The organism is Desulforamulus hydrothermalis Lam5 = DSM 18033 (assembly GCF_000315365.1).
GTDB lineage: Bacteria > Bacillota > Desulfotomaculia > Desulfotomaculales > Desulfotomaculaceae > Desulfotomaculum > Desulfotomaculum hydrothermale.
On the sequence record NZ_CAOS01000011.1, the window covers coordinates 43,275 to 59,193 of the forward strand.

15 protein-coding genes and 1 pseudogene are annotated in these 15,919 nt (G+C 48.0%); 5 read left to right on the plus strand and 11 right to left on the minus strand.

All coding sequences use genetic code 11. From position 1 onward, the window contains the following. Position 1: 1 nt before the first annotated feature. The 6 genes from fabK to DESHY_RS08410 all read right to left on the minus strand — a co-directional run bounded on the left by fabK (position 2) and on the right by DESHY_RS08410 (position 4,386). The gene (gene fabK, locus DESHY_RS08385; RefSeq protein WP_008411964.1) at positions 2-949 is read right to left on the minus strand and encodes an enoyl-[acyl-carrier-protein] reductase FabK; all 948 of its coding nucleotides are present in this window, start codon (positions 947-949) and stop codon (positions 2-4) included. Continuing rightward, positions 939-1,958 carry a beta-ketoacyl-ACP synthase III gene (locus DESHY_RS08390; RefSeq protein WP_008411966.1) on the minus strand — a complete coding sequence of 340 codons (1,020 nt, stop codon included), beginning with the start codon at positions 1,956-1,958 and terminating at the stop codon, positions 939-941. Before DESHY_RS08390 ends, fabK begins: the two co-directional genes overlap by 11 nt. Continuing rightward, positions 1,958-2,962, minus strand: coding sequence for a phosphate acyltransferase PlsX (plsX, locus tag DESHY_RS08395; RefSeq protein WP_048818032.1), 1,005 nt, complete (start codon positions 2,960-2,962; stop codon positions 1,958-1,960). Before plsX ends, DESHY_RS08390 begins: the two co-directional genes overlap by 1 nt. Further along, positions 2,962-3,534: a transcription factor FapR gene (fapR, locus tag DESHY_RS08400; RefSeq protein ID WP_048818033.1), complete on the minus strand. Its 573-nt coding sequence runs from the start codon at positions 3,532-3,534 to the stop codon at positions 2,962-2,964. The genes plsX and fapR overlap by 1 nt, the downstream gene beginning before the upstream one ends. A 137-nt stretch (positions 3,535-3,671) precedes the next feature. Continuing rightward, the gene (gene rpmF / locus DESHY_RS08405) at positions 3,672-3,857 is read right to left on the minus strand and encodes a 50S ribosomal protein L32 (RefSeq protein WP_048818010.1); all 186 of its coding nucleotides are present in this window, start codon (positions 3,855-3,857) and stop codon (positions 3,672-3,674) included. A gap of 22 nt (positions 3,858-3,879) precedes the next feature. Then, complete coding sequence (locus tag DESHY_RS08410; RefSeq protein ID WP_008411971.1) at positions 3,880-4,386, minus strand: YceD family protein; 507 nt, start codon at positions 4,384-4,386, stop codon at positions 3,880-3,882. Between the two features lie 153 nt (positions 4,387-4,539). On the opposite strand from DESHY_RS08410, the gene ylbJ reads away from it, so the two are divergent. From ylbJ to DESHY_RS08425, 3 genes are all read left to right on the plus strand, one after another. Continuing rightward, positions 4,540-5,793 carry a sporulation integral membrane protein YlbJ gene (gene ylbJ / locus DESHY_RS08415; protein ID WP_008411973.1) on the plus strand — a complete coding sequence of 418 codons (1,254 nt, stop codon included), beginning with the start codon at positions 4,540-4,542 and terminating at the stop codon, positions 5,791-5,793. A gap of 94 nt (positions 5,794-5,887) precedes the next feature. Continuing rightward, entirely contained in the window at positions 5,888-7,993 is a 2,106-nt protein-coding gene (acs, locus tag DESHY_RS08420) for an acetate--CoA ligase alpha subunit (protein ID WP_008411974.1), read from the plus strand. Positions 7,994-8,025: 32 nt separating this feature from the next. Beyond that, complete coding sequence (locus DESHY_RS08425; protein WP_008411976.1) at positions 8,026-9,075, plus strand: phosphotransacetylase family protein; 1,050 nt, start codon at positions 8,026-8,028, stop codon at positions 9,073-9,075. Positions 9,076-9,203: 128 nt separating this feature from the next. On the opposite strand, the gene DESHY_RS08430 is transcribed toward DESHY_RS08425, so the two are convergent. From DESHY_RS08430 to rsmD, 3 genes and pseudogenes are all read right to left on the minus strand, one after another. Beyond that, entirely contained in the window at positions 9,204-9,644 is a 441-nt protein-coding gene (locus DESHY_RS08430) for a Vacuolar-type H+-ATPase subunit H (protein ID WP_008411977.1), read from the minus strand. 29 nt (positions 9,645-9,673) lie between these two features. Beyond that, positions 9,674-10,162 carry a pantetheine-phosphate adenylyltransferase gene (gene coaD, locus DESHY_RS08435; RefSeq protein ID WP_008411979.1) on the minus strand — a complete coding sequence of 163 codons (489 nt, stop codon included), beginning with the start codon at positions 10,160-10,162 and terminating at the stop codon, positions 9,674-9,676. 12 nt (positions 10,163-10,174) lie between these two features. Further along, positions 10,175-10,732 (minus strand): annotated as a pseudogene (gene rsmD / locus DESHY_RS08440) (16S rRNA (guanine(966)-N(2))-methyltransferase RsmD); the annotation flags it as partial. Between the two features lie 155 nt (positions 10,733-10,887). Here rsmD and gpr point away from each other — a divergent pair. Beyond that, entirely contained in the window at positions 10,888-11,874 is a 987-nt protein-coding gene (gpr, locus tag DESHY_RS08445) for a GPR endopeptidase (RefSeq protein WP_008411982.1), read from the plus strand. A gap of 122 nt (positions 11,875-11,996) precedes the next feature. Here gpr and recG read toward each other — a convergent pair whose 3' ends face one another. Beyond that, on the minus strand, positions 11,997-14,054 hold the full coding sequence (gene recG / locus DESHY_RS08450) for an ATP-dependent DNA helicase RecG (protein WP_008411984.1): 2,058 nt from the start codon (positions 14,052-14,054) through the stop codon (positions 11,997-11,999). Between the two features lie 175 nt (positions 14,055-14,229). Here recG and rpmB point away from each other — a divergent pair, with 175 nt between their 5' ends. Then, complete coding sequence (gene rpmB, locus DESHY_RS08455) at positions 14,230-14,418, plus strand: 50S ribosomal protein L28 (protein WP_008411986.1); 189 nt, start codon at positions 14,230-14,232, stop codon at positions 14,416-14,418. A 133-nt stretch (positions 14,419-14,551) separates the two neighbouring features. Here the strand turns inward: rpmB and DESHY_RS08460 are convergent, their stop codons facing one another. Then, entirely contained in the window at positions 14,552-15,724 is a 1,173-nt protein-coding gene (locus DESHY_RS08460) for an ISL3 family transposase (protein ID WP_008411033.1), read from the minus strand. Between the last annotated feature and the right edge of the window lie 195 nt (positions 15,725-15,919).

The window sequence follows — 15,919 nt, forward strand, 5'->3', positions numbered from 1 at the left end:
ATTAAAACTCCCCTTTGCTTAATCGGCTCACAACTTGTTCAGCACCGGTAACGATATCTTGTATGATGGCGGCAGCCGGTTCAATTTTTTTAATCATGCCGCAAATTTGGCCCGCCATGACAGAACCTTCCTGTACATCACCTTCCACCATGGCCATGCGCAGGCGACCGACTCCCAGTTTCTCCAGTTCTTCTACCGGCGCACCTTGACGTTCTTTTTCTTCAAATTGTTTGGCCAGTTTATTGCGTATAATGCGTACAGGATGTCCGGTAGTGCGGCCGGTTACCACAGTATCACGGTCTTTAGCTTTCACCAACAGCTGTTTTACGTTGTCATGAATGGTACATTCTGTAGCACACATAAAGCGGGTTCCCATTTGGATGCCTTGCGCCCCCAGCGCCAAGGCCGCTACCAGCCCTCTGCCGTCAAAAAAGCCGCCGGCAGCAATTACCGGGATATCCACTGCATCAACCACCTGGGGTACCAGCGGCATGGTATGCAGTTCCCCAATATGGCCGCCGGATTCGCCGCCTTCGGCAATCACCGCATCCACCCCTGCTTTGGCCATCCGCTGGGCCAGTGCCACTGACGGGATAACAGGAATAACTTTGGTACCCACTTCCTTTAAGCGGGGTATATATTTACCGGGGTTGCCGGCCCCGGTGGTAACCACCGGTACTCTTTCACGAACAATTAACTCCATGTTTTGTTCCACATAGGGGGACATTAACATAACGTTAACTCCGAAAGGCTTATCGGTCAGCTGCTTGGCTTTTTTGATCTGTTCTTCCAGCCACTCCGTGGGAGCGTGTCCCGAGCCGATAATGCCCAGTCCGCCTGCCTCAGAAACTGCTGCCGCCAATTCGGCTGTCGAAACCCAAGCCATACCGCCTTGCAGAATGGGATATTGAATACCCAACAAGTCGCACAATTTAGTTTTAAGTTTCATTACTCTCCCTCCCCTTACTCCACTTTAAAACAATACCGCCGGAAGTGAGACCTGCCCCGAAAGCCACCATAACGATGTTGTCTCCGGCTTGCACACGTCCGGATTTTACCGCCTCATCTAACGCTAAAGGAATAGAAGCGGATGAAGTGTTGCCGAAACGGTCTAAATTTATTACCACCTTATCCATGGGTAACTTTAACTTTTTGGCAGCATGTTCAATAATACGGATGTTGGCCTGGTGAGGTATTAATAAGTCTATATCCGTTAACTGCAGATTAGCCGCTTTAATTAAGTGGAGGGATTCCTCCTCCATCACGCGGGTGGCAAAACGAAACACTTCTTTACCGTTCATATGCACATAATGCAAATTTTTTTCAACCGTAAGGGGATCAGCTGGCATTTTGGCTCCCCCTGCCGGAATATACAGATGCTCCCAGCCGGTTCCTTCGGCGCTCAATTTGCTGGCCAGAATGCCTTCCCCGGGTGCTACCGGGCCCACCACCACGGCACCGGCCCCGTCTCCAAACAGCACACAGGTGTTACGATCCTGCCAGTTAATTATTCTTGACAATGCTTCGGCCCCAATAACCAGTATCCGCTGCATAGCTCCGGTGGCAATAAACTGGGCTGCAATGGCAAGCCCGTAAACAAAACCGCTGCAGCCGGCTTCCAGGTCAAAGGCGCCGGCCCTGTGTGCCCCTAACTCGGCTTGCACCAGACAGGCCCCGGCCGGCAACAGCATATCTTTGGAACAAGTGGTGAGAATAATCAAATCAAGTTCTTCCGGTTTAACGCCGGCATCGGCCAACGCTTGCCGGGAAGCCAGGACAGCCAGGTCGGAAGTAGACTGGGACGGGTCAAGGATTCGCCGTTCCCGAATACCGGTCCGTGCGGTAATCCATTCGTCGCTGGTATCCACCATTTGTTCCAGCTCTTTGTTCGTAAGTATCCGTTCAGGCACATAACTACCCACCCCAAGGATGCCAGCCTGAATTTGGTGGTTGGGCATTAATATTTCCCCTCCTTAAAGTTCTCTTTTTCCAGGCTTACCTTGATAGCACGAACCAGCTGCTGTTCAACCGCTTCTTTAGCCACCCGGACAGCATTTTTAATTGCCCTGGCCCGTGAACTGCCATGGCAAATCACAGACACTCCGTCAACGCCCAGCAGCGGTGCTCCGCCATACTCGGCATAATCCATGCGGCGCTGAAAGCCGCCCAGAATATGCATAATTTTCTCCCGGCCCAGGATATCCTCCAGTTTACCCAATTCCTGTTTAAACATCCCTAAAATATACATGGCTAAACCTTCAGCAGACTTTAGTATAACATTGCCCACAAAACCGTCGCACACAGCCACTGAAACAGCGCCGAAAAACAAATCCCTTCCCTCAACATTGCCAATAAAGTTAATATTTGTTTCTTGCAACAAATTATAGGCCGCCAGAGTCAATTCATTGCCCTTGGTTTCTTCAGCACCTATATTCACCAGTCCTACCTTGGGATTGGCCAGTCCCAAAATTTTTTCAGCGTACAGGGAGCCCATGACAGCAAATTGCTGCAGGTGCTGCGGACGGCAGTCCACATTGGCGCCCGCATCCAACAAAGCCACCACACCGTTGGCTGTAGGTAAAAGAGTACTGATGGCAGGACGGTCAACTCCTGCAATACGACCCAGAATAAATAATGATGAGGCCATTTGAGCCCCTGTGCTGCCGGCGGAAACCACTGCGTCAGCTGCCCCGTCCTTGACCAGTTGAGTGGCTACAACAATGGACGAATCTCTTTTTTTGCGGATGGCGCTGACCGGGTGTTCGTCCATGCCAACCACTTCCGAAGCGTGTACAATTGAAAGCAGGCCGCCGGCATTATCACCCGCCAATTCCTGCTGTATTTTTTCCCGGTGGCCCACCAGCATAATCTGAACTTCTAATTCACGGGCAGCCTCCCTGGCACCACGGACGATTTCTGCCGGCGCATAGTCGCCCCCCATTGCATCTAAGGCTATTTTGATCATTGATTATCCTCCTCTGACAAGGCAAATACCGTAAATGTACCTTCCAAAATAACTGTTTCTTTTACCCGGGAAACCACCCTGACAACCGTTTTATGCCCCTGTTGGCTGCTGACCGTAGCCCGGGCCAACACCAGATCGCCGGCAGTGACAGGATGTTTAAACAACACCCTGGCTGCGCCGGTTAAGGCAACCTCGGCGTCTATGACAGCCACCGCCAGGGAGTTGGCCTGAGCAAACAGGTGGTGCCCCCTGGCCACCAAATTTTTGCGAAAGCACATTTCAGGGGTTATTTTCAGCATTGACACCCCGCACCGTCCTACCTCAATATCTAACAATTCACCCACCAGTTCATCGCTGGCCAGCGAACGTACCGGACGGCGGCTTTGCAGGGCTGTTTTCATGCGTTCCCGCAACTCAGGGATTTGTAGTTCAGAACGATCCAACCGGATGGTCTGAATACTGACACCAAACAAAGCGGCCAGTTCTTCATCCTTTAACAGGGGATTATTGGTCAGATATCTTATTAGTTCTTGTTGTCTTAAATGTTTGGCCTGCCCATCTCTTGCCATGATTGTAATCACCAACATAATTAGTACCTGGTACTAATTATAACTGTAATTTTTGTTTAATGCAATTAATTTTATATATTTTTACCAAAAAAAGTAAAAACCCTTTCTCACTGACTGAGAAAGGGCCCGGATTATCATTACTTGTTGGCAGCCGCAACAACTTCGCGGTTTTTGTAATAACCACACTCAGGGCACATATGGTGCGGTTGAATCAAGGCATGGCACTGTGGACAAGCCACCAGGCTGGGGGTTTCCAACTTCATATTCATAGCCCGGCGTTGTCTTCCCCGATGCTTTGCAAGTTTCCTTTTCGGTACACCCATTTCTTACACCCCCTTTAAAAAGTCAAAACTTATTGATGTAATTTTTAAGAATTGCCAACCTTGGGTCAATCTCCTCAACTTGGCAATCACATGTTTGAACATTTAAATTGGCACCACATCGTTGGCACAGCCCCCGGCAGTCCGGCGAACATGCCAAACGCATTGGTATTTCCAACACCAGTGACTTTATTACTTCCGGCTCAACATTGATAATATCGCCGTCAAACCCAATTATCTCCGCGTCAGAGCCGGAAAGCTCGCCGTCCCTGGCGTATACTTCATCCAACCGACCGTGCAGGCTTAACTCAAAAGGTTCCAGGCAGTAGGTACAGCCGGTCCGAACTGTCGCTCTGGTTTCACCCTTAACATGAAAAAGTTGCCGGCGATTTACCACCTCGCCGCTGGCTGACACCGGAGCAACAAACCTGAATACTTGCCCTCCCAGTTCCAGGGCCGCTAATTCTTTGCTGAAGTTAAAGGTCAGCCTCTCACCAGGTGCATTTTTTAACTTTAAAATATTAATCTTCACCGGTTAAAAGTCACCTCGATATTTAACAAAATTCATTATATAAAGCAGACCCATATTTGTCAAGGAAAAATCCTGTATATGTCATAACTCCACACCTGGTCTAAAGTCAAGGCCGCTCAGTTATATATATTGTTAGGGACCTTGTCTAATCCTATGCACGGGGTGATTTTCTTGCTGCCAAAAAAAATCCGGACAACGCTGGTGCGGCACCGACAGGAAGCCATATCCCTGATCTGGCTGGCGTTGGCGTTAAGTTTTGTCCTGGGGATGATCTTGCAACCCCAAATTGTTTTTGAAGGTGCCGTTAACGGTCTGCAGACCTGGTGGAATATAGTGTTTCCTTCCCTGCTGCCGTTTTTTATCGCCTCGGAAGTTCTCATAAAGTTAGGCCTGGTAAGATTTATGGGCGTTTTGCTGGAACCCGTTATGCGGCCGCTTTTTAATGTGCCGGGAGCCGGTGCCTTTGTCGTGGTAATAGGTTTTACCAGTGGCTTTCCCATCGGCAGTATGGTTACTGCCAAACTAAGGCAACAGGGTTTATGCAGCCGGGTGGAAGCCGAACGTTTAATTTGTTTTACCAACAATTCCAGCCCCCTGTTTATGCTGACTGCTGTTGCCGTAGGCATGTTTGGACGTCCTGAGCTGGGTATAGTAATTGCCGGTTCCCACTATCTGGCAAATATCCTGTTGGGTTTGCTGTTGCGCTTTTACCGTCGTCACGATTCTTCACGCTGTTTTTCTCAGCCAACCGGTTCCCTCCGCCAGGCCCTTCGGGCACTGCTGCAAGAAAATCGCCAGGCAAGGTTACCGCTGGGACAGTTGCTGGGTGAGGCAGTGACCTCTGCAGTGACAAAACTGCTGCATATCGGCGGCTTTATTATCTTGTTTGCGGTTATCATCAAATTACTTCACCATGCAGGTGTCATTAACCGGCTGGCCGCCTGGCTCGGACTGGTGTTCATACCCCTGGGGTTCTCTCCCGAAATCTTACCGGCACTGGCCAGCGGTTTGTTTGAAATGACTATCGGTACTCGGTTAGCCTCGCAAGCCGGCGCACCTGAATTGCAAAGGCTGATGGCGGTGGCCGTCATCCTCGGCTGGAGCGGCCTTTCCATTCACGCCCAGGTAGCCAGCATGATTGCCCAAACTGACATCAAAATGGGTTTGTTTGTTATTACCCGCTTGTTGCACGGCGCCCTGGCCGCCTTTTTTACTTTTTTATTCTATCATCCCGCAGCATCTTCCGGCGCACCTGTGTGGCCGGTTTTGGCCCCGGTCTTTGTTTGGTCCCCAGTTTTTCTGCTGACATTTTCTTTTCTAAGTATGCTGGCCGGTATTATTTTGTTAATAGTATTGGGATTGGGCGTGCAGATTTTCAGTAGGCTTGGCAAATTTGCCCGCCGTTAAAAAAGGTATTGGGCTATCTGCTGTGGAAAAAACTACATTGTAGTATAAACAGCAAAAAACTCAGGTGGGATTTTATGTAGGGAAGGTGAAAACAATGGCAGACTTAACGCCCTTGTTTAATGTGAAGTCGGTAGCCATTATCGGAGCATCAAATAAAACCGGCAAAATTGGCCATGTAATTGTCAAAAATATAATTGAATGCGGGTTTAAAGGTGAAATTTTTCCCGTTAACCCGAAAGAAACCGCCATTGCCGGGTTACCCTGCTTCAGCAGTGTCAGCCGGATTCCTGCCGGTGTTGACCTGGCGGTAATTTGCGTACCGGCAAAATTGTGTCCCGAAGTGATGGAAGAATGCGGCAAAAAGGGCATCAAGTTTGCCGTGGTCATTTCCGCCGGCTTTAAAGAGGTCGGGCCGGAAGGACTGGAGTTAGAGAAAAAATTATTATTAATTGCAAAAAAATATGGCATTGCCATGGTGGGGCCCAATTGTGTGGGCATTATGGATACCCATCTCCCCCTCAACACCTCCTTTGCCGCCGGATTTCCTCTGCAGGGGGATATTGCTTTTATTTCGCAGAGCGGTGCAATGCTGGTTTCTATCATGGATTGGGCCAGATCTGTCGGGCTTGGCTTCAGCAGGGTCATCAGCCTGGGCAACAAAGCCGATTTAAACGAAGCTGACTTTATTGGGGCGCTGGCCGACGATCCCTTTACCAGAGTAATACTTTGTTATATTGAAGACGTGCATGATGGAAAATATTTCTTGGAAGCAGCCGGCCGAGCAGCCGGAAAAAAACCGGTTATTGTATTAAAATCAGGCACCAGCCAAGCCGGCGCCTTGGCTGCCTCTTCGCACACCGGCGCTCTGGCGGGCAGCGACTTGGCCTATGCCACAGCTTTCACTCAGGCCGGTATTTTACGAGCCCGCAGCATGACCGAGCTGTTTGATTTGGCTATTTGTTTTTCCTATCAGCCTTTACCTAAGGGAGATCGTGTGGCTATCGTTACCAACGCCGGGGGACCCGGTATTGTGGCCTCGGATGCCATAGAGGAAGCCCATTTATCCATGGCCCGCTTTACTAAAGAAACCTTGGATGCCCTGCGGGCTAATTTACCACCGGAAGCAAATATTTACAACCCGGTGGATGTTATCGGAGACGCCCGGGCAGATCGTTATGCCTTTGCTTTGGAAGCCGTCCTCAAGGATCCCCATGTGGATAGTGTGGTTGTTTTGGTCTGTCCCACTGCCGTTACCGACCCGGTAAATATCGCCCACAAAATTATTGAGCTGCACCGGAAATACCCGGATAAACCGCTGTTAACAGCTTATATGGGAGGTATAACTTTAGCTGACGGTGTTAAAATTTTAACTCAGGCCAAAATCCCGGTATTTACCTTTCCGGAACCGGCCGTCCGTTCTCTAGCCGGTATGGTCAATTATATGCGGCGGCTGGAAAACCGGCCGGAAGGAGAAGAAATCCGCTACGATGATATCAATCCGGACAAGGTCAAGGCTATTTTTTACGATGTCATCCGCGATCGCCGCAGCGTGCTGCTGGGCAGCGAAGCCGCTGCGGTAGCTGAAGCTTATGGCATTTCGGCAGCTCCCATAAAACTTTCCCTTACGCCGGAGGAAGCGGTTGCCATCGCTGAATCCATCGGTTATCCGGTGGTTCTTAAAGTAGCTTCGCCAAAAATAATGCACAAAACCGATGTAGGCGGTGTTAAAGTTGGGTTATACAGCGCCGAGGAGGTTCGCAACGGTTTTATTGAAATTTTAGAGAACGTGCAGCGCTACTTGCCCAACGTTATTCCCTATGGCATTGAAGTTAGCAAAATGATGCCGAAAGGAACAGAATTGATTGTTGGTATGACCAGAGACATGCAGTTCGGACCCTTAATTGCTTTTGGCCTGGGCGGTATATATGTTAACTTGCTAAAGGACGTTTCTTTTCGTTTGGCCCGTGGCATCACCCATGCGGAAATTGCAGCAATGATTGCCGAAACCAAAGCCGCCACCTTACTGCGGGGGTACCGCGGCGAACAACCGGCGGATATGATCAGCCTGATTGATATGGTAGCCCGGGCAGCCCGGTTAATCTTAGATTTTGAAGAAATCAGTGAAATGGATATCAACCCGGTTTTTGCCTATCCTGACGGCTATTCGGCCTTAGATATAAAAATTACCATTGAGTTTTAACAGGCCAATATTTAATAAGCGAGGTGTTATCGGTGAAAAATCTTTACATTATGGGTTCTGCCGGCAGCGGAAAGACAGCTATGGCGGTTGGTTTGGCATTAAAGTTCCGCCAGGTAGGTCTTAAAGTGTCTTATTTTAAACCGGTAGGAGCTTCTACTGCTACCGGCAAAACCGATGAAGATGCCGTTTTGATGAAAGAATTATTAAATTTATCGGCTCCTCTGGAGATGATTGCCCCCACCACAGCCAGTCCTTTTTATCTGTCCCGGGGTAGTCGTTCCGCTGAAATGCTGGCAACCATTAAAAGGGCATATCAGCAAATGGCCCAGGATAACGACCTGATGATTATTGACAGCGCTATTTTCCCGCACATCATGGGAACCGTCGGCCTGGACGCACCTTCTCTGGCTGCTGAACTGGGGGCCGGTGTATTGTACTTAATAAATATAAAAAACGATTACAGTTTGGATCAATCTGTATTCTTCAACCAATACTTGCGCTGCAAAGGCGTACCGGTATTAGGTAACATTTTTACCCATGTACCCAGACCCATCCAGGCAAAAATAGAAGGGGTATACAAACCCCTGCTGGATGACCTTGGTTTTCGCACCCTGGGTATTGTCCCCAGGGTACGGGAATTGTCCTCCCCCTCGGTAGCTCAAGTACATGAATTACTGGGCGGCGAATTGCTTACCGGCGAGAAAAATTTGGATCTGCTGGTTGAAGACATCATGGTGGGCGCCATGACTATCGAAAGTGCCCTGGCCTACCTGCGGCGCTCCAACAATAAAATCTTTATTACCGGCGGCGACCGGGCTGACATGGCTCTGGCAGCCCTGGAAACCAGTACATCCGCCATTGTCTTAACAGGCGGTCTATACCCCGATGTCAAGGTCATCAGTCGGGCCATGGAAAAGGGTGTACCGGTGTTGCTGGTTCATTATGACACATATACCGCCATTGAAAAACTCAGTGAGCTTTCCGGCCGCATTACCGCAAATAATAAAGAAAGTATTGACAAAGCGCTGGAAAACGTGGAACGTTACTGCGATTGGCAGAGCATTTTAAACAGCCTTAGCTAATAACAAGGTCAGACCTCCACAGGGGGTCTGACCTCATAGTGTCAAAAGCTTTTGTCGGTGTTTTAAATCCCTTTAGCTTCGGTCAACGCACCAACAGCACGATGCTTCTTTGTTTTTACAACCTTCTGCTACTTGCGCAGTTCACTTCTGCCCTGCTGAATCTCACCCAGTATTTTACTTAGTTTTTCTTCCAGCGATTGTAGTATGTCATCAGCGTATTCACGGGCTCCCTGACGAATTTGCAGCGACACATCCTCAGCCTTTTTAATTGTTTCCTGGGCTATTTTTTCCGCTTTCTTGACAATTTCGTGATCTTCCGCCCGCTGTTCAATTTCACGGGCAACATCCTCCAACATCCGCTGTGCTTCCTTTTTGGATTCAGAGAGTACTTTATCCCTCTCTTTCACCAACCACTTAGCCTGGCGAACTTCTTCGGGAAGCGAGGTGCGAATGCGGTCCAGGTAGTCCAGAAGTTTATTCTCATCTACCATGACACGCCTGGTCATCGGCACCCTGGGGCTCTCCTCAATGAGTTCTTCCAGCTCATTCAGGATATTAAAGAGCTCCACAATTCTACCCCTCCTTGATCAAACCATTATCATTTCCCATAACCGTATTTCTCTTTAAGTTTTGCTGCCACCGGTTCGGGTACCATGGCACTTAAACAACCGTTATATGAAGCCACTTCCTTCACTGTGGATGAACTAATAAAAGAATACTCCGCCCTGGTCATTAAATAAACCGTTTCCAGTTGGGGCGCCAGCTTCTTATTAGTAAGAGCAAAAACAAATTCGCTTTCAAAATCTGTAATCGCCCGCAAACCTCGTACAATGGCTTTGGCGCCCTGTTTTAAAGCATAATTTACCGTTAAACCGTCATATGAGTCGACAATGATATTAGGGTACTTTTCTAACACCGATTCTAAAAGTTGGATTCTCTCGTTTACAGTAAACAAGGGCTTTATTTTTTGCGGATTCCTGGCCACTGCTACAATCAGTCGATCAAACAGCCCGGCAGACCGTTCAATAATATCCAGATGTCCGTTGGTAACCGGATCAAAACTGCCAGGGTAAATGCCAATTCTCATATTTTTTCCCCCTTAGCTGTCAAACCTATAAAATGTCAGAGCTGTATCACCATATTGCTGGCACCGATAAGCAACCAGGTTTCCCACCCGGTCCGGCGGCAGGTCTGCCCGATTGCTTTCGACCACCGCTATGCCACCGGCAGCAAGAATATTATGCCGCAGAACTTTTTCGATGGTAGGTTTCTCAAAACCTTTTCGGTATGGCGGATCGATAAATATGAGATCAAAAACATCCTTTCTTTGGCCCAGCACCTGAAGACCCCTGTCCACATCCATAGCAAGGACTTCGGCCTGGTTAAGCAACCCACATAACTTTAAATTTTCGTAAATAATGCCGGCTGTCTGACGATCCTTTTCAACCAGGACAGCCCTTGCCGCCCCACGGCTCAGTGCTTCGATGGCCACAGCACCGGTACCGCTGAATAAGTCCAAAAAACGGCTGTCTGGTACCAGGGGGGACAAAATGTTAAAAAGGGCCTCCCGGACCCTGTCTGCTGTCGGTCTGGTAGACATCCCTCTGGGACTTTTCAAAATTCTTCCTCTGGCAGAACCGGCAATAACTCGCAATCTTGAAAATCCCTTCCTTAACTGGTCTTGGTTGCTAACTTATTATAGCATAATATATGGAAAAAATCGATTTATTTACATTTATCACAGGTTTTGCATAAATTTCTTATGGAAAGAACAGGATATTAGCGATGTCTTTTTTGCTAGGGGGTATTCCTATGGATGCAAACTTTTACAAGCGCAATAATATCCGTTTAGACCTGGCTGTTGAAGCAAGGGAAGTAATCTGCGGTCAAACCGGTCAGGAAATTCCGGGTTGCCGGATGGATAAAGAAACTTATACCCACGCCACCGTTACCACTGTGCATATAGAAGAGGATTACGCAGAACAACTGATGGGCAAGCCGCAGGGTACATATATCACCATCGAGGCTCCCGCTATTCGTGACAACAACCGTCAAATCCATCAGGAGATTGTAGAAATCTTTGCCCGCCAGCTTGCATCTTTATTTAACTTGCCCGAACATGCCAATGTGTTGGTGGTGGGACTTGGCAACTGGAACGCCACGCCGGATGCCTTGGGTCCCAAAGTAGTCGGTATGACTCTGGTGACTCGACATATGTATAATTATGCACCGTCGGAAATCAGGGACGGCATGCGTTCAGTCAGCGCCCTCTCGCCGGGAGTTTTAGGTTTAACCGGCATTGAAACCGCCGAAATCATTAAGGGTGTGGTGGATCGAATTAAGCCGGAACTTATCATAGCGGTTGATGCTCTGGCTGCTCGGGCGGTGGAACGCATTGGCACCACCATCCAGCTGGCTGATACAGGAATCGCGCCCGGCTCCGGGGTAGGCAACAAACGGGCGGGCATTAATCAGGCATCCATGGGCGTGCCGGTAATTGCCATTGGCGTGCCCACAGTTGTGCCGGCTGCCATTATTGCCGGTGAAACCCTGGATCGCTTGGCGGAACAAACCAAAGACCGTCCGGAACTGCAGGGGATCTATCAATTTATGAATTCCGAGGCAATTCAACCCATTGTTAATGCCGTCCTGCAGCCCTACACATCAGCTCAACTAATGGTAACTCCCAAGGAAATTGACACATTAATTGAAAATACCGCCAAGATTATTGCCGGCGGGATTTCCCTGGCGCTACACCCGGCCATTACTGCCGATGAGTACAGCCAGTACTTGCAGTGATGACTGATAATTTACTTTTTAATCTTCACCCAGGCACATAATTAATACTAAGTAATTCCTAACAAAAGATTATGGTTTTGCCATCCGTAACGGCACTATTCATCTGTTGTGACAGGCGAGAATTAACTGACGTCACTGTACTTTATAAAATCAGGAAAACGCCTGGCAAAATGTTCAATCAGTAACTTGTGTTCCGGTTGGCGTAAAAGAGGATCCTCCTGCAGAAGCTGTTCAGCTTCCCGGCGGGCCAGCTCTGTTTCCCTGCCGTCCCGCACCAGGTCAGCTATTTTAAAATCCGGCAGGCCAGACTGGCGTGTACCGAAAAACTCTCCCGGCCCCCGCAGTTTCAGGTCTTCCTCCGCCAGGGCAAAACCGTCCTGGGTACGACACATGGCACTTAGACGTTCTCTGGCTTCCGGCGTTCCGGGATCACCCACCAAAATACAGTAAGATTGGTAGCTGCCCCGTCCCACTCTGCCCCTTAATTGGTGTAACTGGGCCAGGCCAAACCGCTGGGCATCCCAAACAACCATCACGGTAGCATTAGGTACATCCACCCCCACCTCGATGACTGTGGTGGATACCAGCACAGAGATGTCACCGCGGCGAAAACCGTTCATAATATTTTCCTTTTCCTGCCACTTCATTCTGCCGTGCAGCAATCCTACACTGTAATGGGCCAGAGCTTTTTTTAATCTTTCATACAAAGCTATGGCTGCCTGGGTATCAATTTTCTCTGATTCTTCCACCAGCGGGCATACCACATAGGCCTGCCTGCCCTGATCAACCTGTTGTTTGATCAACCCCACCGCTTTGCCTGCCTGGGCAAGGGGAAGGTGGTAAGTTTTAATGTCCTGCCGGCCTGGCGGCAACTGATCAAGCACTGAAACATCAAGGTCGCCGTACAGGGTTAAAGCCAGTGTGCGGGGTATTGGGGTTGCGGTCATTACCAAGACATCCGGCGTTATCCCTTTCTCCTGCAGGGCCGCCCGCTGGCGGACGCCGAAGCGATGCTGCTCATCCACCACCACCAGAGCCAGATTGCTAAACTGTATCCGGTCCTGTATCAGGGCATGGGTACCAATTACCACCTGTACTTCACCGCCGGCTATATCCGCTAAAAGTTGTTGCCTGCCTCGCCGGGCGCTGCCGGTTAGCAGGGCCACCCGGACACCCAGGGGTGCTAACAGCTCTGTGATACTTTTGGCATGTTGTTCAGCCAGCAGCTCAGTAGGTGCCATCAGGGCACTCTGCAAGCCGGAACCCGCTGCTTTGCAAAGGGCCAGGGCAGCCACCACGGTCTTACCCGCTCCCACATCTCCCTGCAGCAGACGGTTCATTGGATAAGGGCCCGCCAAGTCGTGGGCAATTTCCTGCCAAACCCGTTGCTGTGCCGGTGTTAAGCGAAAAGGCAGGCTGTTTAACAGCAAATCGGTGAGTGATTCCGGCAAATATTGATGTTTTTTAGCCTTTTTAATATTTTTACTTTTTTGCAGCAACATTCCCATCTGAAAGAGGAATAATTCTTCCAAAACAAACCTCTTGTGGGCCCGGCTGCAGGCCTCATTGTCGGACGGGAAATGAATCTCTTGCAGCGCTTCCGGCAAGCATGGCAAGCGGTGGCGGTCCAGCATCCGATCGGGCAAAAATTCCGGAATTAAGGACCCGGTTTGATCCAAAACGTTTTTAATTAAGCTGCGCAAAAAACGTTGGCTGATACTTTCTGCCAATGGATAAACAGGCACAATGCGGCCGGTATGCAATCTTTCATCTCCCGAGAGCAGTTCATGATCTGTTACATGCACCTGGGGTACACCAAAACCCCTGTCCACCTTGCCGGTGACCAGCAACTTTTGACCCGGCAGGTATTGTTTACGAATATATGGTTGGTTAAACCACACTGCATAAAAGGTGCTGCCGCTTTCCTGTAAAACCAGCTTGGTTATACACAAGCCCCGCCTCGGCTTTGTTTCCTGGCTGGCCGTCACCACCCCTTTGACAGTGGCTAAATCACCGTGAGCGTATGTATGTATGGGGCGTATATCGCTCCTGTCTTGGTAGTTTCTGGGAAAATGATAAAGCAAGTCCCACAGGGTATGGATGCCCATGCCTGCCAATTGTTTAGCCCTCTGGGGACCCACGCCTTTAAGGTATTGTACCGGCTTGAACAAATCCACCATATATAATCACCATTCAAAACATATGTTCCATTATAACATGGTCGCAATTTCCATGGGTAGCAAGAATTCATAAATTTTCATTTGATTTTGGGATTATTTGTGGTATACTAACCTAGTGAGATTATTGCAGTTCCTGATAGACACAGGTTACGGTCGTTAAAGGAGGTGTGTGTCAATGGCCAAGTGCGCAATTTGTGACAAAGGTGTTACCGTTGGTATTAAATTAAGCCACTCCCATATCCGTACCAAGCGGACCTGGAGACCCAACTTACAAAGGGTAAAAGCCATCGTAGACGGTTCCCCTAAGCGGATTATGGTTTGCACCCGTTGTCTCCGGAGTGGAAAGGTTCAGCGTGCTATTTAATTGCACCCCTCTCTTGAACTTTAAACCCGCCTATGAAAAAACGGCCCCTGGCCGTTTTATTTTAAGGCTCTATGTCAAATGTTGGGGTGACAGGTGTCTACGGATACCTGTCGCCATATTTTTATGTCCAAAATTAAGCGCAGCAGTGAAGAATACGTGAGCGGAATCTATTAAAATTTCTAAAACCAAAAGCATTACGCTTGATGACTTTAATTTTGTTGTTGTAGCCTTCAATACACCCATTTGAGTAAGGGACATCAAATGAATTTAGAATTTCAGTTTTCCAGTTTACGATTGTATTAGCCAGGTAGTAAAATTCTTTGATTTTATGTTGTTTAACGAGATTTAGCCACCGGTTAAGTTTTGATTCTGCTTCAACAGAGGAACTTGCCTTTACAAAATCCATGAACTGTTCTTTCAAAAGATAAGAAACTCTAAGTTCATCATTAAAACGAAGGATGTTGGCCAATTTGATTTTAGAATCATCGCTTAACTTATCGGGTCTTGAGAGAAGGAGTCTACGGCTGAATTTTAAAAATCGGCGTTTTTCATAAGGTAAAGACTGCTGAACACGTTTTCTGACCTTATCAATAGCCCAAATGCAGTTTCTGACGTAGTGAAAGCGATCAATAACAATCGTAGCGTTAGGAAAAACCAGTTCGGCAGCCCGCTTATAAGGGCCCCACATATCAATAACAACATACTTAACCTTATCGAGATTATTAAACTTTTTAAAGTAGCTAACCAGATAATCCTGGGTACGGCTTTCAAGGATGTCAAGGACTTTGGAACTAATGGGATCAGCCAGAATGCAATGGTATTTACCTTTGTCAGTAGTGCCTTTAAACTCATCAATAGAGAGGACAGTAGGCAATTCCTTAAGGCTATAGGATAGGTAATCAAAGATTCTAGTGATAGTACATGGAGAGAGAGAAAAATCATCAGCGACAGAGCACATACTGGAGTTTGAGCGGAGCCTATCCACAACGGCCATAATCAGTCGTTTAGTCATTCTTTGATATTTACCGATAAAGTCAACTTGTTCGTAAAACTTCTTGTTACATTTACGGCAGTTATATCGTCGCTTGCGATATATTAAGTAAAGGGGTTTATTTAGCCAGGGAATATCCTTAATCTTTTGAGTTCGGTAGTCATGGATAGATTTAGTTAATGTCCCACAAGCAGGGCACTTATGGGGTCTAACGGGCATTGATAGAGAGATTTCAGAGTGGCTGTCAAAATGCTCAACATTGCTAATAATAACATCTTTCAAATTAATAAAATTTCTGATAGACTGAAATTGCATTTGGAAGAATACCTCCTCTTTGAGGGTTTGGTTTGGCGACTAAGGTATTCGACCAAATGCTTTTCTTTTTCCTGTCACCCCAACATTTATTTTAGAGCCTTTGTTTTTAAATCATAGGAAACTGATCGGGTTAAATCATAACCGCCTTTTAATTAAATTGATTAAGTTGAGTCTTTTTCAATAAAAATATAAACT

Bases quoted from the DNA above. Each gene is read 5' to 3' on its own strand.
- coaD (WP_008411979.1), bottom strand. From the start codon at position 10,162: ATGAGAATTGGCATTTACCCTGGCAGTTTTGATCCGGTTACCAACGGA.
- gpr (WP_008411982.1), top strand. From the start codon at position 10,888: ATGGATGCAAACTTTTACAAGCGCAATAATATCCGTTTAGACCTGGCT.
- fabK (WP_008411964.1), bottom strand. From the start codon at position 949: ATGAAACTTAAAACTAAATTGTGCGACTTGTTGGGTATTCAATATCCC.
- ylbJ (WP_008411973.1), top strand. From the start codon at position 4,540: ATGCACGGGGTGATTTTCTTGCTGCCAAAAAAAATCCGGACAACGCTG.
- DESHY_RS08460 (WP_008411033.1), bottom strand. From the start codon at position 15,724: ATGCAATTTCAGTCTATCAGAAATTTTATTAATTTGAAAGATGTTATT.
- rpmF (WP_048818010.1), bottom strand. From the start codon at position 3,857: ATGGGTGTACCGAAAAGGAAACTTGCAAAGCATCGGGGAAGACAACGC.
- rpmB (WP_008411986.1), top strand. From the start codon at position 14,230: ATGGCCAAGTGCGCAATTTGTGACAAAGGTGTTACCGTTGGTATTAAA.
- DESHY_RS08390 (WP_008411966.1), bottom strand. From the start codon at position 1,958: ATGCCCAACCACCAAATTCAGGCTGGCATCCTTGGGGTGGGTAGTTAT.
- recG (WP_008411984.1), bottom strand. From the start codon at position 14,054: ATGGTGGATTTGTTCAAGCCGGTACAATACCTTAAAGGCGTGGGTCCC.
- acs (WP_008411974.1), top strand. From the start codon at position 5,888: ATGGCAGACTTAACGCCCTTGTTTAATGTGAAGTCGGTAGCCATTATC.
- fapR (WP_048818033.1), bottom strand. From the start codon at position 3,534: ATGGCAAGAGATGGGCAGGCCAAACATTTAAGACAACAAGAACTAATA.